The 19182-nt window shown below is 46.6% G+C and carries 18 protein-coding genes; 10 read left to right on the top strand and 8 right to left on the bottom strand.

Annotation, left to right across the window (positions count from 1 at the left end; genetic code table 11):
• Window positions 1-17 precede the first annotated feature (17 nt).
• The 4 genes from fmt (at window position 18) to NP165_RS00180 (ending at window position 5234) form a co-directional block, all read left to right on the top strand.
• Window positions 18-965, top strand: coding sequence for a methionyl-tRNA formyltransferase (gene fmt, locus NP165_RS00195; RefSeq protein ID WP_257084397.1), 948 nt, complete (start codon window positions 18-20; stop codon window positions 963-965).
• Window positions 966-1060: 95 nt separating this feature from the next.
• On the top strand, window positions 1061-2341 hold the full coding sequence (gene rsmB / locus NP165_RS00190; RefSeq protein ID WP_257084396.1) for a 16S rRNA (cytosine(967)-C(5))-methyltransferase RsmB: 1281 nt from the start codon (window positions 1061-1063) through the stop codon (window positions 2339-2341).
• A gap of 60 nt (window positions 2342-2401) precedes the next feature.
• Window positions 2402-3778 (top strand): Trk system potassium transporter TrkA, encoded by a 1377-nt coding sequence (gene trkA, locus NP165_RS00185; RefSeq protein WP_257084395.1) that lies wholly within the window; start codon window positions 2402-2404, stop codon window positions 3776-3778.
• 10 nt (window positions 3779-3788) lie between these two features.
• Window positions 3789-5234: a TrkH family potassium uptake protein gene (locus tag NP165_RS00180; RefSeq protein WP_257084394.1), complete on the top strand. Its 1446-nt coding sequence runs from the start codon at window positions 3789-3791 to the stop codon at window positions 5232-5234.
• Between the two features lie 58 nt (window positions 5235-5292).
• Here the strand turns inward: NP165_RS00180 and NP165_RS00175 are convergent, their stop codons facing one another.
• A complete protein-coding gene (locus NP165_RS00175; protein ID WP_257084393.1) occupies window positions 5293-6087 on the bottom strand; it encodes a sporulation protein in 795 nt (264 codons plus the stop codon).
• Window positions 6088-6396: 309 nt separating this feature from the next.
• Here NP165_RS00175 and NP165_RS00170 point away from each other — a divergent pair, with 309 nt between their 5' ends.
• From NP165_RS00170 to NP165_RS00150, 5 genes are all read left to right on the top strand, one after another.
• The gene (locus NP165_RS00170; protein WP_257084392.1) at window positions 6397-6564 is read left to right on the top strand and encodes a hypothetical protein; all 168 of its coding nucleotides are present in this window, start codon (window positions 6397-6399) and stop codon (window positions 6562-6564) included.
• 99 nt (window positions 6565-6663) lie between these two features.
• Entirely contained in the window at window positions 6664-6930 is a 267-nt protein-coding gene (locus tag NP165_RS00165; protein WP_257084391.1) for a YihD family protein, read from the top strand.
• Window positions 6931-7182: 252 nt separating this feature from the next.
• Window positions 7183-8601: a cytochrome c oxidase accessory protein CcoG gene (gene ccoG, locus NP165_RS00160; protein ID WP_257084390.1), complete on the top strand. Its 1419-nt coding sequence runs from the start codon at window positions 7183-7185 to the stop codon at window positions 8599-8601.
• Window positions 8602-8654: 53 nt separating this feature from the next.
• Window positions 8655-9641 (top strand): serine/threonine protein kinase, encoded by a 987-nt coding sequence (locus NP165_RS00155; protein WP_257085603.1) that lies wholly within the window; start codon window positions 8655-8657, stop codon window positions 9639-9641.
• A 31-nt stretch (window positions 9642-9672) separates the two neighbouring features.
• On the top strand, window positions 9673-10272 hold the full coding sequence (locus NP165_RS00150) for a thiol:disulfide interchange protein DsbA/DsbL (protein WP_257084389.1): 600 nt from the start codon (window positions 9673-9675) through the stop codon (window positions 10270-10272).
• Window positions 10273-10320: 48 nt separating this feature from the next.
• Here the strand turns inward: NP165_RS00150 and yihG are convergent, their stop codons facing one another.
• On the bottom strand, window positions 10321-11205 hold the full coding sequence (gene yihG / locus NP165_RS00145) for a 1-acylglycerol-3-phosphate O-acyltransferase, YihG family (RefSeq protein WP_257084388.1): 885 nt from the start codon (window positions 11203-11205) through the stop codon (window positions 10321-10323).
• Window positions 11206-11452: 247 nt separating this feature from the next.
• Between yihG and NP165_RS00140 the strand changes: the two genes are divergently transcribed.
• Complete coding sequence (locus tag NP165_RS00140) at window positions 11453-12433, top strand: DUF2860 domain-containing protein (protein WP_257084387.1); 981 nt, start codon at window positions 11453-11455, stop codon at window positions 12431-12433.
• Window positions 12434-12512: 79 nt separating this feature from the next.
• Here NP165_RS00140 and NP165_RS00135 read toward each other — a convergent pair whose 3' ends face one another.
• From NP165_RS00135 to NP165_RS00110, 6 genes are all read right to left on the bottom strand, one after another.
• On the bottom strand, window positions 12513-13484 hold the full coding sequence (locus NP165_RS00135) for a LysR substrate-binding domain-containing protein (protein ID WP_257084386.1): 972 nt from the start codon (window positions 13482-13484) through the stop codon (window positions 12513-12515).
• 126 nt (window positions 13485-13610) lie between these two features.
• Window positions 13611-14525, bottom strand: a complete 915-nt coding sequence (locus NP165_RS00130; RefSeq protein ID WP_257084385.1) for a LysR family transcriptional regulator — start codon at window positions 14523-14525, stop codon at window positions 13611-13613.
• Between the two features lie 21 nt (window positions 14526-14546).
• On the bottom strand, window positions 14547-15719 hold the full coding sequence (locus tag NP165_RS00125) for a M20 aminoacylase family protein (protein ID WP_257084384.1): 1173 nt from the start codon (window positions 15717-15719) through the stop codon (window positions 14547-14549).
• A 57-nt stretch (window positions 15720-15776) separates the two neighbouring features.
• Entirely contained in the window at window positions 15777-16247 is a 471-nt protein-coding gene (locus tag NP165_RS00120; protein WP_257084383.1) for a hypothetical protein, read from the bottom strand.
• Entirely contained in the window at window positions 16240-17082 is an 843-nt protein-coding gene (locus NP165_RS00115; RefSeq protein WP_257084382.1) for a DUF3100 domain-containing protein, read from the bottom strand. The genes NP165_RS00120 and NP165_RS00115 overlap by 8 nt, the downstream gene beginning before the upstream one ends.
• Window positions 17083-17312: 230 nt before the next feature.
• Complete coding sequence (locus tag NP165_RS00110; RefSeq protein WP_257084381.1) at window positions 17313-18836, bottom strand: YifB family Mg chelatase-like AAA ATPase; 1524 nt, start codon at window positions 18834-18836, stop codon at window positions 17313-17315.
• Window positions 18837-19182: the final 346 nt, after the last annotated feature.

The raw sequence follows: 19182 nt of genomic DNA, 5'->3' as shown, positions 1-19182 counted from the left end.
AATTGAAGGAAAGTACCTTGAGCAAACCTTTAAAAATCGTTTTCGCAGGTACTCCGGACTTCGCCGCCCGTCATTTGGCGGCGTTGTTGTCTTCGGAGCACGATGTCATTGCTGTTTACACTAACCCTGACCGTCCAGCAGGCCGTGGTAAGAAACTGACGGCAAGTGCAGTTAAAAACTTAGCCGTTGAACACAATGTACCTGTCTACCAACCAGAAAACTTTAAGTCTGATGAAGCAAAACAAGAGCTTGCAGACTTAAACGCTGACATCATGGTCGTGGTGGCTTACGGTATGCTATTGCCACAAGCGGTGCTTGATACCCCTAAACTGGGTTGTATCAACGTACACGGCTCGATTCTTCCTCGTTGGCGTGGTGCAGCACCGATTCAGCGCTCTATTTGGGCTGGCGATAAAGAGACTGGCGTGACCATCATGCAGATGGATATTGGTCTAGATACTGGCGAGATGCTGAAAGTCGCGACGCTACCTATCGAAGCAACCGACACCAGTGCTTCTATGTACGAGAAACTCGCTGAGCTAGGCCCTCAAGCACTAGTGGAGTGTCTGGCTGACATCGCAAACGGTAAGACAGTACCTGTAAAACAAGATGATGAGCAAGCGAACTACGCGAAGAAGCTGAGCAAAGAAGAAGCTCGCATCAATTGGAGCGATGACGCTGCGCACATCGAACGCTGTGTTCGCGCTTTCAACCCATGGCCAATGAGCCACTTTGAAGCGTTAGAAAACAACATCAAAGTATGGCAAAGCCGAGTAGACGAACAATCGACTGATAAGCCTGCAGGAACGATTTTGCAAGCGGATAAGACGGGTATCTACGTGGCGACGGGCAATGGCGTACTGGTACTGGAACAGCTTCAAGTGCCAGGTAAAAAAGCCATGGCAGTGCAAGATATTCTCAACTCTCGCGCCAACTGGTTTGAAGTTGGAAGCGTACTGAGCTAACCCATAAACATGAGCCAATCCAACGTTCTAGGCTTGGCTCACTATTAAGAACTTTTTGAGATCAGAGATGGTCTCGCACCATTAAGGTATTCATCATGAATGTTCGTGCTGCTGCAGCAAACGTCCTATTCCTCGTGGTCGACAAAGGTCACTCTCTCTCTAACGCACTCCCTGCGGCTCAACAAAAAGTAAGACCTCGTGACCATGCTCTACTGCAAGAGATTTGCTTTGGCGCACTGCGCTACCTTCCTCGCCTTGAATCCATTGCCAATGAGCTGATGGATAAACCATTAAAAGGCAAACAACGCGTATTTCACCACTTGATCTTGGTTGGTATCTATCAATTGAGCTTCATGCGTATTCCTGCCCATGCGGCCGTTGGTGAAACAGTGGAAGGCACTAAAGAGCTCAAAGGTCCTCGTCTGCGTGGATTAATCAACGCGGTACTGCGCAACTACCAACGTAACCAAGAAGAGTTGGATGCCATGGCGGTTAGCCACGATGCAGGTAAATACGGTCATCCTAGCTGGCTTTTAAAGCTACTGAAAGAAAGCTATCCAGATCAATGGGAACAGATTGTTGAAGCGAACAACAACAAAGCGCCAATGTGGCTTCGCGTCAACCACCAGTACCATACTAGAGACGAATACCAAGCACTGCTCAAAAATGAAAACATTGATAGCACTGCTCACAGTGAAGCGAACGACGCCCTAAGATTGGCAGTACCATGTGACGTAACGACATTGCCAGGCTTTGATAAAGGCTGGGTTTCCGTTCAGGATGCCGCTGCGCAGCTCTCAATCAATTACTTAACTCCGAAAGACGGCGAGCTAATCTTAGATTGTTGTGCTGCTCCGGGCGGTAAAACCGCGCATATTCTGGAACGTACCCAAGGCTGTGAAGTGGTCGCTATAGACTGCGATGAAACACGCCTAAAGCGCGTTCACGAAAACCTAGAGCGCCTAAAACTTAACGCAAAAGTTATTTGCGGCGACGCCCGTAATCCGCAAGACTGGTGGCAAGGCGAGCAATTTGATCGCATTCTGCTTGATGCGCCATGTTCGGCTACCGGTGTTATTCGTCGCCACCCAGATATCAAGTGGCTACGTCGCGGCGATGACATCGCGGCACTGGCAGAGCTACAAAGTGAAATTTTAGATGCCATGTGGCAACAGCTTAAACCGGGTGGTACTTTGGTGTATGCGACATGCTCAATCACGCCACAAGAGAACAAAGAGCAGGTAAAGGCGTTTCTTACCCGTACAGCTAACGCGCAGTTAGAAGGCTCTGACGCGAACAATCCAGGTCGTCAGATATTGCCTGGTGAAGAAGGGATGGATGGATTTTACTACGCCATCCTTAAGAAAAGCGCGTAATTCAGTTGGGCGGTGAAGGCAATTTCACCGCCCTATTTATAGGTTAAACGAGAACAAAGTATGAAAATCATCATTCTTGGCGCAGGTCAGGTAGGCGGTACGCTGGCAGAAAACCTGGTAGGTGAAAACAACGATATTACGATTGTTGACCGAGATAATGACCGACTGCGAGAACTGCAAGACAAGTACGATTTGCGTGTGGTACACGGGCACGCCAGTCATCCAAACTCGCTTCGCGAAGCGGGCGCACAAGATGCGGATATGTTGGTCGCAGTGACAAATACGGACGAAACCAATATGGCAGCTTGTCAGGTCGCGTTCTCTCTGTTTAACACGCCAAACCGAATTGCACGGATTCGCTCACCAGAGTACCTAGCCGAGAAAGAAGCGCTATTCCAGTCCGGTGCGGTCCCCGTCGATCACCTAATTGCCCCAGAAGAGTTAGTCACAAGCTATATCGAACGCTTGATTCAATACCCAGGTGCACTACAGGTAGTAAGCTTTGCCGATCAAAAAGTCAGCCTTGTGGCAGTAAAAGCCTACTATGGCGGCCCTCTGGTTGGTAATGCACTTTCCACGCTGCGTGAGCACATGCCGCACATCGACACTCGTGTGGCTGCCATTTTCCGTCAAGGCCGACCAATTCGTCCACAAGGAACAACCATTATCGAAGCCGATGATGAAGTGTTCTTTGTCGCAGCAAGTAACCACATTCGCTCAGTCATGAGTGAACTGCAACGTTTGGAAAAGCCGTATCGCCGCGTAATGATCGTGGGCGGCGGTAATATCGGCGCAAGTTTGGCAAAACGTTTGGAGCAAACCTACAGCGTGAAGCTGATTGAACGCGGTTACCAACGTGCTGAAAAACTCTCTGAAGAGCTCGAAAACACCATTGTCTTCTGTGGTGACGCGGCCGATCAGGAACTCCTCAGCGAAGAAAACATCGATCAAGTAGATGTCTTCATCGCACTGACCAACGAAGATGAAACCAACATCATGTCTGCGATGCTCGCTAAGCGCATGGGCGCGAAGAAAGTGATGGTTTTGATCCAGCGTGGTGCTTACGTTGACCTTGTTCAAGGCGGTGTGATTGATGTTGCAATCTCCCCTCAGCAAGCAACGATTTCTGCGTTGTTAACTCACGTTCGTCGTGCCGATATTGTTAACGTATCCTCTTTACGACGAGGCGCAGCAGAAGCGATTGAAGCGATCGCACACGGTGATGAAACGACGTCAAAAGTAGTTGGCCGAGCGATCGGTGATATTAAACTACCGCCAGGCACGACCATTGGTGCTATCGTGCGTGGTGAAGAAGTCCTGATTGCCCATGACCGTACCGTGATTGAACAAGATGACCACGTGGTGATGTTCTTAGTTGATAAGAAATATGTGCCAGACGTAGAAGCCCTGTTCCAACCGAGTCCGTTCTTCCTATAAGGTTAGGGACATGCTCAATTTCCGCCCCGTTCTGTTTGTGGTCGGGCTAGTTCTCTCCAAACTGGCCCTGTTTATGTACGTCCCGACTCTGGTCGCTTTTTTCACTGGTACGGCTGGCTTTATCGAGTTTGGCCAAGCGGTCATCATCACTCATATCATCGCTTTTGCCTGTTTATCGATAGGCAGCACCGCTACATTTAAGCTGAGTGTTCGCGACATGTTCCTCATCACCAGTTTGGTGTGGTCCATCGCCAGTGCCTTTGCTGCACTACCGTTTATGTTCATAAACCACATCAGTTTCACCGATGCCTATTTTGAAACGATGTCGGGAATAACCACCACTGGCTCAACGGTACTCAGCGGTCTGGATGATATGGCTCCTAGCATCCTGCTATGGCGTTCGATTCTGCAATGGTTGGGCGGGATCGGTTTTATTGTTATGGCGGTGGCGGTACTGCCGATGCTCAACGTCGGCGGGATGAAACTATTCCACACAGAATCATCAGATTGGTCAGATAAAAGCAGTCCCAGAGCCAAAACCGTGGCAAAAAACATCATGGTCGTCTATTTGATTCTGACGGGGCTGTGCTTAATCGGCTACATGATGACGGGGATGGGGCTGTTTGACGCCATCAACCACTCCTTCACCACGCTTTCAACTGGCGGTTACTCTACATCAGACGGCTCAATGAACCACTTTTCGAAAGGGGCTCATTGGGTGGCTACCCTATTTATGTTTTTGGGAGGATTGCCGTTTCTATTGTTTGTCTCTGCACTACGTAAACGTCGATTGGATGAGCTATTTGAAGATGCGCAGGTTCGTGGCTTTACTGCATTGTTTCTGATTACCAGCCTAGTTATTGCGGCTTGGCTAGTGATACGCGATGACTACAGTATCATGGATGCGTTACGCGTCTCCATGTTCAACATTGTCTCTGTTGTCACGACCACAGGTTTCGGTTTAGAAGATTTTACCGCGTGGGGAGCGCTCCCGACGACCTTATTCGCCTTTTTAATGATGGCGGGAGCATGCTCAGGTTCCACCTCTGGTGGCATCAAAGTTTTCCGATTTCAGATCGCCATGACACTGCTTAACAAGCAAATGATGAAACTCATCCACCCGTCAGGGGTCTTCGTGCAGCGTTATAACCGCCGCCCGGTCAATGACGATATCGTGCGTTCGATTATTGCTTTTGGCTTGACGTTTTTTATCACGACGATTGTGATTGCAGGAGCACTCAGTGCGATGGGGCTTGATCCAATCACCAGTATTTCTGGCGCTGTGACTGCGGTCGCCAACGTAGGCCCGGGGATGGGTTCCGTGATCGGCCCAACGGGCAATTTCGCTCCGCTTCCCGATGCGGCCAAGTGGATATTGAGTCTGGGCATGCTAATGGGACGACTGGAGATTCTGACCTTAATTGTGCTTTTTTTCCCAGCCTTTTGGCGTCGTTAATACTGACACTGGAGCGAAAGTGAGTAGCTCCAGTGTCAGGTGGGGAAATCAGAAGTCGCTATGAATTCTCATCGAGATAAGCGAGCACTTTCTGCCCAGCTTCATCAGGTGGAGTGTCTAACGGAATTGCTAACTGCCTTTTCAGCTGACCAACACCAAGTAAAGTCGCTAACATCCCTTTGGCTCCCTCTCGATGACGATCAATTTCGAACCACATCTGGAGCTCATCATCTGTTCTATGCGCCACTATTTCCAACTCTCGCCAACGGCCATGAAATGGCCCCGTAGTAGGCACAAATTCAAACTCTTGAACAAATGGCAACGCAAAGCCATCCACTGCTTCGCATTCAACTTGTCTGATTCTTAACCCCTGCTCTTCAAGCGCTGTAAATACACCATCCAATAAATCATCAGGGCGAACCGTGAGGATGTCTTTATCACTTGGGTCTTTCGCCATCGCGATATCCAAACCAGTTTCTAACCAGACTTTTGAGTCACCTATCGTCACGGGTGTGTTCCATGGCACATCCAATTCCACGTTAAACTCTCTATCTTCACCATGCCCGATCGTAAAGGCATAAGGGAGTTTCCACTTGGCAAGCACATAGGTCGTCGGCACGCGTCTCATGGGTCCATCGTCTCTGTCATTGTTATTATTAGCAGGGACTTCTTTGATATAACGACAGCAAAGCTTCACATCAATATTATCTATCTCTTGCGCTGTCGAGCCGCCATATACATGGATGGTGATACTCAATTTCTGGCCTGCGTACAGCACCTCTTGCTTCAGGACAGAGTCCACTTGCGCTGAACCTATACCAAAGCTCGCAAGCGTTTTTTTGAATAACGACATACACTCCTCCTTCGCGATCTTAAAACCAAGCAATATGCTTATAGACCCATACTAATCTCGTAAGCTGTCTTACTACTAGTACGCTTCTCACATAATTGTAGTGTTTCATTAAAACCCTTAGTGATTAGATATCGACCAAATAAAAAGTTGGTGCTAATCTAATTATCGATATGCATGCATATCATTATTCCTGATGGATTATTTGGATTGGCGAAAGCCAGAAGAGCCACCCTTCAGTAATGAAGCTCAACTCATAATTTATCAGGCCATTAGATTGGCAATGGAGATGCCTGGCAGTTAGGTAACTAAATGCGCCCAACAACCGTCAGGTTTTCGCACACGAATACGAGTGCGATGCGTCGTCGCAGTGGCTTTGCTGCTGCACCAACGGCGAAAAAAGCAGCGCCTGCAATGACTTTGGTAGAAAAGACCGCTCTATTAACGTCCGCACCTGCAAAAGTAGTGAAGGCAGCTTAATGAAAAAGCGCAGTGTGAACTGCGCTTTTTTTCTTATATTCAGCAGTTCAATTTGATACCTTTACTGGCAAGTCACTATAAACGTTGTGGATAATTAAGATGAAATGCCATCGTATAGAAGAGCTGATTGAGCTGTTAGAGCCTGAATGGCAAAAAGATCAGGAACTTAACTTACTACAATTTCTTGTCAAGTTAGCAAGTGAGGCAGGCTATAAAGGGCCGCTAGAAGAACTCTCAGATGATGTACTGATTTATCACCTGAAAATGCGTAACAGCAAAAGTGATGAAATGATTCCAGGGCTCAAAAAAGACCAAGAAAACGACTTTAAAACCGCCATCTTACGTGCACGTGGTGTCATCGAATAAATAGCTCTCTAAGGAGCGGCCTTCTGGTCGCTCTTTTTATATCAATCTCATAGAGAAACATCAGACTGTTAGGCCATTTTTTTATAAAACTGTACTGACCTTTGTTGCTAAAGGTTGATAGCCTTAAAGAAACGAATTTGTTATAGCGTATATAATCGCCGTTCATAAGAATTTACTAAAATATCTTACAAGCAATGTTGAAAAGAGTGTGAATAGAATAAATCGCACCGAATAGCCTAAGAAGGAAGCGGAATGAGTCAGGACAAAATCGATATCAAAGATGTGACTCCTAAAACATATAACCCCAAAACTCATAAAAACAACGGGGATAGATTTAACCCGAGTAACCGAATTTATGTCCGTGAGAGTAAAGGGACGTTTCAAAAGCTACGTCGTTACGGCGGCTGGTTTTTATTGGTCTTGTTTGCGATGGTGCCATGGATTCCTTACGGTGACCGCCAAGCAATCTTACTGGATGTTGGCCAACAGCAATTCAATTTTTTCGGTACCACTTTATACCCACAAGATCTGACACTGCTCGCGCTGCTATTTGTGATCTCAGCATTCGGTCTATTTTTCCTTACGACCTTCTTAGGTCGCGTGTGGTGTGGTTACCTCTGCCCACAAACCGTCTGGACCTTCATGTACATCTGGTTTGAAGAAAAACTCGAAGGCAGTGCCAACAAACGACGTAAGCAAGACTCAGGAAAACTCACTGCTAACCTAGCAATGCGCAAAGGCTTAAAACACCTCGCTTGGTGGGCGATTGCCTTAGCAACAGGCTTTACTTTTGCGGGCTATTTTGTGCCAATTCGTGAACTGGTTGTCGATTTCTTTACCTTCAACGCAGAGTTTTGGCCAGTGTTCTGGGTATTATTCTTTGCGGCCTGTACCTATGGTAACGCGGGCTGGATGCGCTCAATTATGTGTATTCACATGTGCCCTTACGCACGCTTCCAATCTGCCATGTTCGACAAAGACACGTTTATCGTAGGTTACGATACAAAACGCGGTGAAAAACGCGGCCCTCGCTCTCGTAAAGCCGATCACAAAGCGCTTGGTCTAGGCGACTGTATCGACTGTGACCTATGTGTACAAGTGTGTCCAACTGGTATCGATATTCGTGATGGCTTGCAGTACGAATGCATAAACTGTGGTGCGTGTATTGACGCCTGCGACCACACGATGGAACGTATGGGGTACGAAAAAGGCCTGATCAGCTATACCACAGAACACCGTTTATCAGGGAAACACACCAAAATTATGCGTCCGAAGTTACTCGGTTACGGTGCTGCGCTTTTGGTGATGATCGCTCTATTCTTTGCCCAGATCGCGGCGGTCGATCCGGCTGGCTTGAGTGTTCTTCGAGATCGAAACCAACTGTTCCGAACCAATAGCTCTGGCGAAGTCGAAAACACCTATACGCTGAAGATCATCAACAAAACTCAGCAAACTCAAACTTATAACCTAGATGTTGAAGGCCTAAGCGACGTATCTTGGTACGGTAAACAAACGGTTCAAGTCGCGCCTGGTGAGGTACTCAATCTTCCGATGAGTTTAGGGGTAGACCCCGATAATCTAAGCTCTTCTGTTTCAACAATTCAGTTTATACTGTCTGATAGTGAAGACTTTACGATTGCAGTAGAGAGCCGCTTTATTAAAAAGCTATAACACCTCTACAAAAAACGATGGAAAAAGGCTCAGCAATGAGCCTTTTTTATTTTATGACACAACAAGCTTTTAACTTTGATGCGCTTACCCCTGACTTTATGTGGTATGCCCTAGAGAGCATTGGTATTAGAGCCGAATCTGGTTTTTTACCACTCAATAGTTACGAAAACCGCGTCTATCAATTTACTGATGAAGAGCGCAAACGCTACGTCGTGAAGTTTTATCGTCCTGAGCGTTGGAGCCAAGAACAAATTCGAGAAGAACATAACTTCACCCTTGAGTTGATTGAATCAGATATCCCTGTCGCGCCTCCTATTCAGATTAACGGCATGACATTACACCAGTATCAAGGCTACTTCTTTGCCCTGTTTGCCAGTGTTGGTGGACGACAATTTGAGGTAGATAACTTAGATCAACTCGAAGGCGTCGGGCGCTTTCTTGGACGAATCCATAAGGTTGGATCTCGTACGCCATTCAAACACAGACCGACAATCGGCTTACAAGAATATCTATACCAACCGCGCGAACTGCTTCAGCAATCTCAATTTATTCCCATGCATCTGGAAAATGCATTTTTTAACGATCTAGATCTACTCATTAAATCGATAGAAGAACACTGGGACGAATCCGCCACTATTATTCGTCTCCATGGCGATTGCCACCCGGGAAATATACTATGGCGAGACGGACCGATGTTTGTCGACCTAGACGACTCGCGCAACGGACCAGCGGTACAAGATCTATGGATGATGCTAAGTGGCGATCGTTCTGAAAAGACGATGCAATTGGATACCATCTTAGAGGCATACCAAGAGTTCAACGACTTTAATACCAGCGAATTGAAACTTATTGAGCCTTTACGTGGTCTACGTATGGTGCACTATATGGCATGGCTAGCAAAAAGATGGCAGGATCCTGCTTTCCCTATCGCTTTTCCTTGGTTTAATGATCCAAAATATTGGGAAGGTCAGGTGCTGGCGTTTAAAGAACAAATTTCAGCGCTCAATGAACCACCGCTATCACTCATGCCACAATGGTAATCCGGTAACTAAAGAGAAAATGGAGTTAACAATGAAAAAGCTGCTTGTATTAGCTGCAACACTGATAATGAGTCTTTCTGCTCACGCTGCGCAATTTAAAGAAGGTCAGCATTTTAAAGTTCTAGATTTAGAAGCTTCGGCGAAACCAACAGTGACTGAGTTCTTTTCATTCTACTGCCCACACTGTCATTCGTTTGAACCTGTCATTCAGCAGCTAAAAGCACAGCTACCAGACAACGCAAAACTGCAAAAGAATCACGTTTCATTCATGGGCGGCAACATGGGCGAGTCTATGAGTAAAGCCTACGCAACCATGATTGCACTAAAAGTTGAAGATAAAATGGTGCCAGTGATGTTTAACCGCATCCACAACATGCGTAAAGCACCAAAAAATGACGAAGAACTTCGCCAAATCTTCATTGATGAAGGTGTGGATGCAATAGCATTTGACGCTGCATTTAAAGGCTTCGCAGTAGACTCTATGGTTCGTCGTTTTGACAAACAGTTTAAAGATAGCGGCCTATCTGGCGTTCCTGCGGTTGTAGTAAACAACAAGTACCTAGTTCAAGCACAAAGTATTAAAACAACGGATGAGTACTTTGAATTGGTAAACTACCTGCTGACTAAGTAACAAATACACGCAAGGGAGCTGAACGCTCCCTTTTTTGTCTCTAACACTTTAATGGCGTTGGTGAATATCCTTAAGTACGTCATCCTTCTCTCGCCACACACCCGTTAACCATTGCTGAAATTGGCGCTTAAACGGTTTATCGTTGAAGTAATCCCCTCTGACATGTTCATCAACTGGCAATACCTTGATACGAACGACAATCTTGGTCATCCGCCCCAGCAACATATCTCTAAAGGGTTTGTCCGTATTTTCTGGATAAGCCAAGGTGACATCGATAATATTCTCGAACTGCTCACCCATTGCGGCCAGCGTATACGCGATTCCGCCAGTTTTCGGTGGCAACAAATATGCGTAGCTTGATTTACTCTTACGCTGCTTTTCTGCTGTAAATCGGGTGCCTTCCACGTAATTCACCACCGTTGTTGGTGAATTTCTAAATTTTTCGCACGATCGTCGAGTCGTCTCTAAATCTTGGCCACGCTTTTCAGGGTGGCGAATTAGATACTCGCGCGAATAGCGACGCATGAATGGCATATCCAGCGCCCAACAAGCCATCCCAATAAATGGAACGTACAATAACTGCTGCTTGAGAAAAAACTTTGGCATTGGGATGCGGTCTTTGAACACGCTGCAAAGTACCACGATGTCAGTCCAGCTTAAGTGGTTGCTGATCAGCAAATACCAGCCATCTTTCTTGAGTTCTTCACCCCCCTCAATCTCCCACTCAACATGGTTTGTCGCAGACAAAATTCCTGCGTTGATCGTTGACCAAAACCACATGACTTTATTGGCCAATGAGGTTGCTTTGACTTTCAGTTGAGAAGTGGGCAACAACGCCTTGATCAGAGCAATGAGGCATATTGCGATTGAGCACAGCACGGAGTTGAAAATGACGAGTACAATGTTGAGAGCAAAAATAAAAGGGAACAGCATAATTTTCAGAAATGAAACCTCAAAAAAAGATTAACCAATATTTGTGTTTTAAATCGCTAACTTATTAACATCTTCAGCTATTTCCTTTATAGGAAAATTCACATTTATTTATTTCACTTGCAATAAAACAGTGTGTAATTATACAGCGTCAACAAAACATTGGAATCACACTGCCGATGGTCAGATTAGTTGATCGGCAAAGTGGTGGTCCCATTAACAACCAACGATTACATAAAAGGAAGCCTTCATGAAAGCTCAACTCACACTACTCTCTTTGGCGATAGCTTCAACGCCAACCATGGCTAAGCTATCCGAACATTCAGGGTTTAGTGGTGAAGTTTCGTTAAGTGCTGGATATGTTTCGTCAAAATCCAACTTTGACACTGAGGGTGAGAAAACCGTAGATCAGTTCAACCAAGAAGCCTCTACTGACTCACGTATTACGGCACTCCCATTAGGCAAACTGAATTACACCTTTGGTCATTCACTCGACAAACAAGTCTATATCGGCACATCGCGTGAAGATATCGCGATCGGTGCTCTCGCCGTTGAATTAGGCTATAAGCAACAACTCGGCTCAGGCACCATCGTCGATGTTTCCGTCTTACCTAGCATTATGTCGGGAGAAACTTGGGCAGACCCATTTGTTGTTAACCAAACACGCCAGAAAACCGATGAAGACGGGATGGCTTATAGACTCAAATTCACCAACATCCAAGGCAGTCACTTTAGCCTTGATACCGCGTTTGGTTCTAAAGACATTGACGAGGAACGTTCAGGAGTCACTCAACTGACCGCCGATCAAGCCAAACTACTAGATCGTGATAGTGACTGGTATTACATGCGAGGTAGTTATCGCATGCCACTGGGCAATTCTACCTATTTAGTCCCAGCCCTGACTTACATCTCAGCAGATGCTGACGGTGACGCCAACTCCTATGATTCATACCGAGGTGAAGTATCTTATGCCACTCTATTAGATCGTCATAAGCTAGCGATCACGGCAGGTTACACCCATCGCTCATATGACGAGATACATCCTCTATTCAGCAAAACTCGTGAGGAAAATGTGTACAGCCTATTTACTGCATACGAATATAGACTTGGTAATGAATGGCGAGACTGGTCTGTGGTTGCGTTGGCAGGCTACAAAAACACGGATGCAAATATCAAGTTTTATGACAAAAGCCAGTTTTTAACTTCTGTTGGTATGAGCTACCACTTCTAAGCTAAAACGTAAAAAAACCACCTAATCCCATTAATCTGGATAAATTTAGGTGGTTCTTTACTCTTAGGCTTATCACTCTCTAGCGGTAAGTTGGCAACTGCACGCCTTCAAACCATTTCAGTAATTCAGCTTTAGACATATGTGCGGTGTCTTCAATCACCGGGCGCGTTAGGTGAGGCGCAAACTTCTCAATAAAGTCATACATATAACGCTGTAGATAAATATTTTTGCTGTAGCAAAGCCAAGCATAACAATCCGGCACCAGGCCTTCCAAAGAGCGTACTGTGATAGAACTGTTGATCGAGTGCGTCGCCACTGAAGCGATAATCCCAATCCCAACGCCTAGGCTCACGTACTCTTTAATCACGTCCACATCCATGGCGGTCACGATGTACTGAGGATCCAAGCCACGCTGTGCAAACGCATTATCAATCGCAATTCGGCCCGTTGATTTGAGCTCGTAGCTGATGAGTTTTTCTTTCGCAATATCTTCCAGCGTGACCGTTTCAGCAGTGGCGAGTGGATGATCCGAAGGGACAATTAAGCTCAATGACCATTTGTACGCAGGAAGCATCGCCAAATCCATTTGCTCATCAACGTCTTGTGCCACAATAGAAAAGTCATAAGGCCCGGTCGGCAATGAGTTACCACGCGTATCCGGCTCTATCGTACCCATATGCAGAGAGACTTTAGAGTATCGGTTCATAAAGTAACGGACACTTTCTGGCAGCAAGAACTTTGCGATCGCATTGGTCGTATAGATGTTCAATCGCCCTTGCTCAGGAGAAGCGACACTGGCAGAAATTGCTTTTATCCTTTCTTCCACTTCAAGCATCTGACTCGCTTCATGGATGATTTGTTTACCAATTTCCGTCGGACCAGATAGATGTTTGCCATGCCTTTCAAATATCTGCACGCCAAGTTCGTCTTCAAGTAACGAGACTTGCTTGCTTATCCCTGGCTGGGAAGTAAATAACTTTTGAGAGGTTAAAGAGATATTGTATCCATTTCGCTCTATCTCACGAATATAGCGAAGTTGCTGTAGCTTCATTGTCTATTCCCCATCGCATACATGATTGCTCAACAACCACTTATCAATAATCCATTGTTATAGCAATACTACCCTAGCTTGAGCAATTACACACTCAAACGAAGACACTTATGGGAAGAGATTAACCTAACTACTCTGTGAAGCGTTAAAAGCACACATCCTGTTGATGATGCACGATTTCATTTCTTTGATCGCCGCATTTTGAAGTCGGCCTTTGCGCATCACAAGATCAACGGAGGCATCAAGAGTGTGCATACCCTCAACAGGGACAGCGACAAAGCATTGACTCTTCAATTCTTTCGTCACACAAACTTTGGGAAGTAACGTTCCACCCAAGCCAGCCTCGACAAAGCTCTTCAACGCCTCGAAAGAGTTACATTCCATTAAAGATTTGAGCCGTATCTGCTGACGGGCTTCATATAGATTCACCGCACGACGAATACTAAAAGACTCGCCCAACAGCGCCAAAGGGATCTCAGATAATTGTGAAGGGGAACAAGCGTCGAGCGTCGCCCACGGACTTTGATTCGGAACCAGCAAGCTCAACTCTTGGAAAGCACAGGAGTACAGCACATCCACTTTTGGGTCGTGCTTGGCATTAAGCAGCAAACCAATATCGGCGTCTTCATTCTTGATGCTATCAATCACATCGTCTCCACCGCCGACTTGCAACACCAGTTTCACTCCAGGATGAAGGCGAGAAAATTGCGTGATCGCGTTGTTGAGCAAATCGGAGATAAAGCCGCCACCGATGGAGATACGCAGAGTACCCGACTGCAAATGCTCAATTTCCGACAATTGCGAGATAAAGTCATTCTTACGCTGGTTGACGTCTTGAATGTACTCGGTCAGGCGAATACCGGATTCGGTAAGGTTGACGCCACGACCGACTCGTTCCAGTAATTGCACATCGAGTTGAGCCTCAAGCTGAGCCACTTTACGACTGATGGCAGAAGGAGAAACGTGCAGAATCTCCGACGCTGCACGAATACTTTTGGTTTTAGCGACCACCTCGAAATATTTTAAGGCTCTATCATCCATCGGTCTGGTATTGTTAATCCTTTATTTGGTCAGTAAATGCTGCACCAGCCTGACCCAGAAGTTCGCGCCAATAGGCAGAACATCATCATTGAAATCATAGTTCGGGCTGTGCAGGTTATGGGTATGCTCTTGGCTACCATTACCCAACCAGATGTAAGCACCCGGTCGTTGCTCCAACATAAACGCGAAATCTTCACCGCCCATACTTGCAGGTGGGTTCAGATGCAAACGCGAGATCTCCGGCATTTGTTCCAATACTGCGCGACACTTTGCCGCTTCCTCTGGTGTGTTTATCGTCGCGGGATAACGTCGAGTATAGACAATCTCAGCCTTACACCCTTGTGCCTGCGCAATGCTTGTCACCACCTCTTTCATTCTCGACTCGATCAAGTCACGAACTTGAGGACAGAACGAACGCGTTGTGCCTTTGAATACCACCTCTTCTGGTATTACGTTATACGCGTGACCCGCGTTGATTTGCGTCACACTGATCACCCCCGACTTTTGTGGATCGAGGTTACGGCTAATCACGCTTTGCAGAGCATTGACGATCAAACTGGCGGTATAGATTGGGTCTATGGTGTCGTGCGGCATCGCACCGTGTCCACCTGCACCGACGATTTTGATATCAAAAGTATCAAACGCCGCCATTACGGCACCATCGTGCACTGCCGCTTCACCAGCAGGCAAGGCCGGCCAGTTGTGCAGACCGTACACTTCTTTGACAGGAAAACGCTCAAACAAGCCGTCTTCAATCATCGCTTTTGCACCCGCTTCATTTTCTTCCGCAGGTTGGAAAATGAAATGCACCGTTCCTTTGAAGTGCGGATTTTTCGCCAGCATGACAGCAGCGCCCAGAAGCATGGTCGTATGACCATCGTGGCCGCAAGCGTGCATTTTACCCTGGTGGGTTGAGCAATGAGCAAAAGTGTTCAGCTCATCAAGGTCGAGTGCGTCCATATCTGCTCGTAAGCCAATACTTTCGCCCTCTCCTAAACTGCCGTGTAAAGTGGCAACCACGCCAGTACCACCCAAACCACGATGCACCTTCAAACCTAAGTTAGTTAGGATGTCGGCCACAACCTCCGACGTCCTAAACTCCTCATAGGCGGTTTCTGGGTGGGCATGGATATCACGTCGCCATTGTACAAGCTGAGCATGCTCTTCGGAGTGATGTTTGATGTATTCTGTCATAACCTTTCTAGCCGATTTATTCTTTTGATTCACGTTATCCAACCTGGCTGAACGCACTTACAGCAGCGCGTTCGCAACCAGAGCTGAACCAATATAAGTTCCAGTAAAGACCAAGATAGCAATCAGTACGATCTTACCACCAGCAGATTTAAAGGTAGTGACTTCATGTTTACTGATCGCTAGGCCAGCATAAGCCAGCACCGGAGTAACCAAACTCAAAAAGTTAATATCTTTTACGTAACCTAAAATCGGCTCAGCAAGTGGAGAGGCAGGAATAGTGAGTAACACACTGACTACCGACAACCACGCTACCGATGGTAAATAAAACGGCATCACCTTAGCTAACACCAATCCCGCCATCACCATAGCAAAGATGATCACCATGCCCGGCAAGGCTGATAGAGGTGTCACGCCCGTGCCAGTCCAGTTACTGATCAGCGCGACGACACAAACAATGGCCAACACCATCGCGTAATCGAGCAAGTTGATATCGGCATTTACATTCTTTTTCGTTGCTGTATTAGACATTTAGATCACTCCCTGACTGCTGTGCTTGTTTCTCCATCTTGTTACCCGCAAGTAAGCGGTACAGTTTTTCGGTCAAAGGTAGGGCGATAAACAACCCGACAAACAGACCTGTCGCGTTAGTTAACAAGTTACTCGCACCAGCCAGTGCAAGAATTTCCTCTTTCATCGCTGGGACACTTTCACCTAACGCCGCTGAACACGCTGCCGTCATACTGCCACTGCCCACGCCACATGCCATAGCCAGTGCGCGGACATCAAACCATTCTGTTGATGCAAGCAAAGAAGCCAGAATCGCAAAATACAACGTACCAAACATGGTGCCCATTACGTACACACCCATGACACCGATGCCTTCTGGGCTCTTCAAGCCATATTTGTCTGAAATCAGTGCGATGTTTGGTTCACGGGCGATAGAGAAACACGCGCCGACCGACTCGCGTCCCATTTTTAATAGCAGAATAGCAACGGGCATCGCTATCAAGATGGTTCCGAGGTTGCCAAGTTCCTGAAAAATCATTGCCGGACCAATCGCCATGATTTTATTCAGAGAAGGACCGATTAACGTGCCGAATTTCGCCAAAAAAGGAAGTACAGAAATAATGATGATTGGCGTGGCTTTTTCAGCCTGTTTAGAGCTGAGTATCAGCTTAGCGGCGCTGACCACATTCGGGTTAAAAACCAGACCGATAATAAATGCGTAAAAGAGGGGAAGCAGTACCACACTGCTGCTGCCTAACGGCACTTTGATTACGCCGACGAGTTCGGCGAATACCGCAATTGCAATCACCAAAAGGTGAAGTCTCCAATTGCCCAACTGTCCTTTCAAGCTGTTCATCTTTAGCTTCCTTGTTGGTTATAAATCATTCCATTTTGCTTGTGTAGCAAATTGATTAAATCATAATTACCACACTGTCACTAATGCTATATAACCAACAATCCGTTCTAATAAACGCAACAAAAAACATAATATCGTTGCAATAAATGGATACGAAAACGTTTACCCTATCAACAGGTAAAACAAGACGATTCCGCTCAATTCAGACAAAATGGCAGGACTTTCCCCTACTACACCGCTTGTGCCGTCAATTGTTTCAACAACCGATCCATCGCGCGGTAGCCTAATGCTTCGGCAAGATGGGAACGTTCTATATGACTTTTTCCTTCCAAATCAGCGATGGTGCGAGCAACTTTGATGATGCGGTGATAGGCCCGAATCGATAACCCTAATTGGTGCAAAGCACTTTCTAAAAATTGAGCGTCCTGTTTTTGCAAAGGACAATGCTTTTCTATCTCGCGGCTGCCCAACAACGCATTGGACTTCTTTGCCCGATGCTCCATTCTCGCTCTGGCTTCCAGCACTCGATCTCTGACAACAGACGTTGGCTCTCCCCGATCGCCACCTTCGGCTAATGTCCCTTTGGGTAGCGATGGGATTTCAATCGACATATCAAATCGATCGAGTAATGGACCAGATAAGCGGCTCAAGTAGCGCAATATGGTTTGTGGGTTAACGCGAGATTGGTTGCCTTCATAATAACCCGTTGGGCTAGGATTGAGCGCACCCACCAATTGGAAACGAGCGGGAAAACGGGTTTTCCCTTGTGCACGAGAAATGATAATTTCTCCCGACTCTAGCGGTTCTCGCAATGAATCAAGTACCTTTCTTTCAAATTCAGGCATTTCGTCCAAAAATAATAGGCCGTTATGCGCTAAAGAGATCTCGCCAGGGCGAGGAATTGAGCCACCACCAACTAGCGCCGCCATTGAGCTGGAGTGGTGAGGTGCTCTAAACGGACGCTGCTTCCAGTTATTAATATTGATTTCCTGTTGGGTCAGCGAGGCAACGGAAGCGGTTTCCATCGCTTCTTCATCGTTCATTTCAGGCAGCAAGTCACACAGTCTCGACGCGAGCATCGTTTTGCCCGTCCCAGGAGGCCCCAGAAATAGCAAGTTGTGATTGCCAGCGGCAGCGATTTCGAGCGCTCGTTTACCTTGCTGCTGACCAATAATGTCCTGAAGATCACGGCCATTCGATGCTGGCTGAATTCGATTGCTCGTCTGATGAAGGCTGAGAGATTGCTGCCCACATAAATCAGCGCACACTTCGAGTAGACTCTGCGCTGACTTGTGCGTCGCTTTCCCCACCAGCGCCGCCTGATCACCATTTTGGTGAGGAACAACCAAAGAGCGTTTGTCTCGATTAGCGGCTAACGCGGCGGGCAACACCCCTTTCACCGTTCGCAGCTCACCGGATAAAGCCAACTCCCCTACAAATTCTTTATCGTTTAGCTCGGTGACTGGGAGCTGTTCTGAAGCAGCCAAAATGCCCAGCGCAATAGGTAAATCGAACCGACCGCCTTCTTTGGGTAAATCCGCTGGCGCTAAGTTGACGGTAATTCGCTTGGCCGGAAATTCAAAACGCGAGTTAATGATCGCACTACGCACCCGATCTCGTGACTCTTTAACTGTTGTTTCGGGAAGACCGACTAGAGTGAACCCCGGCATTCCGTTACTAATATGCACTTCAACCGTTACATTGGGTGCTTCAACACCAACCGAAGCTCGACTATGAACAATTGCTAATCCCATAATTTACCCACTTTCATCCCATTCACTCTTCATCTCCTTGATAAGCTGTATAAAACGTCATCATGCTTGTTATATATCCCGAACAGATGCTGATAAAATGTGAAAAAAGTATGACTTTTTGCTTGTCATTTAACGGATAGGTGTGATACCACTAAAGGCGTAAGCTATTTAGAACCATATTTGCACAAACACAACATTAGATAAGAATGATGAACTTAACCGCCCGCACTAACGCACTGATTGTCCTGATTATCGTGGTCATTATTGATTCCGCGCGGGGTATGGTGGGCGAAAAATAGCCACAGAATAAAAAAAACCCCCGCACTGAAAAGTCCGGGGGTTTTTT

The organism is Vibrio japonicus, assembly GCF_024582835.1.
Classification (GTDB): domain Bacteria; phylum Pseudomonadota; class Gammaproteobacteria; order Enterobacterales; family Vibrionaceae; genus Vibrio; species Vibrio japonicus.
Note: the sequence above shows the minus strand (reverse complement) of the source record. Positions and strands in the feature narration are given on the sequence as shown.

What these genes read in the sequence shown, in the direction of transcription:
- NP165_RS00140 (WP_257084387.1), top strand. Translation starts at nt 11,453, where the DNA reads ATGAAAGCTCAACTCACACTACTCTCTTTGGCGATAGCTTCAACGCCA.
- NP165_RS00170 (WP_257084392.1), top strand. Translation starts at nt 6,397, where the DNA reads ATGCGCCCAACAACCGTCAGGTTTTCGCACACGAATACGAGTGCGATG.
- NP165_RS00150 (WP_257084389.1), top strand. Translation starts at nt 9,673, where the DNA reads ATGAAAAAGCTGCTTGTATTAGCTGCAACACTGATAATGAGTCTTTCT.
- ccoG (WP_257084390.1), top strand. Translation starts at nt 7,183, where the DNA reads ATGAGTCAGGACAAAATCGATATCAAAGATGTGACTCCTAAAACATAT.
- NP165_RS00120 (WP_257084383.1), bottom strand. Translation starts at nt 16,247, where the DNA reads ATGTCTAATACAGCAACGAAAAAGAATGTAAATGCCGATATCAACTTG.
- NP165_RS00125 (WP_257084384.1), bottom strand. Translation starts at nt 15,719, where the DNA reads ATGACAGAATACATCAAACATCACTCCGAAGAGCATGCTCAGCTTGTA.
- NP165_RS00130 (WP_257084385.1), bottom strand. Translation starts at nt 14,525, where the DNA reads ATGGATGATAGAGCCTTAAAATATTTCGAGGTGGTCGCTAAAACCAAA.
- NP165_RS00180 (WP_257084394.1), top strand. Translation starts at nt 3,789, where the DNA reads ATGCTCAATTTCCGCCCCGTTCTGTTTGTGGTCGGGCTAGTTCTCTCC.
- NP165_RS00165 (WP_257084391.1), top strand. Translation starts at nt 6,664, where the DNA reads ATGAAATGCCATCGTATAGAAGAGCTGATTGAGCTGTTAGAGCCTGAA.
- NP165_RS00110 (WP_257084381.1), bottom strand. Translation starts at nt 18,836, where the DNA reads ATGGGATTAGCAATTGTTCATAGTCGAGCTTCGGTTGGTGTTGAAGCA.
- NP165_RS00135 (WP_257084386.1), bottom strand. Translation starts at nt 13,484, where the DNA reads ATGAAGCTACAGCAACTTCGCTATATTCGTGAGATAGAGCGAAATGGA.
- yihG (WP_257084388.1), bottom strand. Translation starts at nt 11,205, where the DNA reads ATGCTGTTCCCTTTTATTTTTGCTCTCAACATTGTACTCGTCATTTTC.
- NP165_RS00115 (WP_257084382.1), bottom strand. Translation starts at nt 17,082, where the DNA reads ATGAACAGCTTGAAAGGACAGTTGGGCAATTGGAGACTTCACCTTTTG.
- rsmB (WP_257084396.1), top strand. Translation starts at nt 1,061, where the DNA reads ATGAATGTTCGTGCTGCTGCAGCAAACGTCCTATTCCTCGTGGTCGAC.
- trkA (WP_257084395.1), top strand. Translation starts at nt 2,402, where the DNA reads ATGAAAATCATCATTCTTGGCGCAGGTCAGGTAGGCGGTACGCTGGCA.
- NP165_RS00175 (WP_257084393.1), bottom strand. Translation starts at nt 6,087, where the DNA reads ATGTCGTTATTCAAAAAAACGCTTGCGAGCTTTGGTATAGGTTCAGCG.
- NP165_RS00155 (WP_257085603.1), top strand. Translation starts at nt 8,655, where the DNA reads ATGACACAACAAGCTTTTAACTTTGATGCGCTTACCCCTGACTTTATG.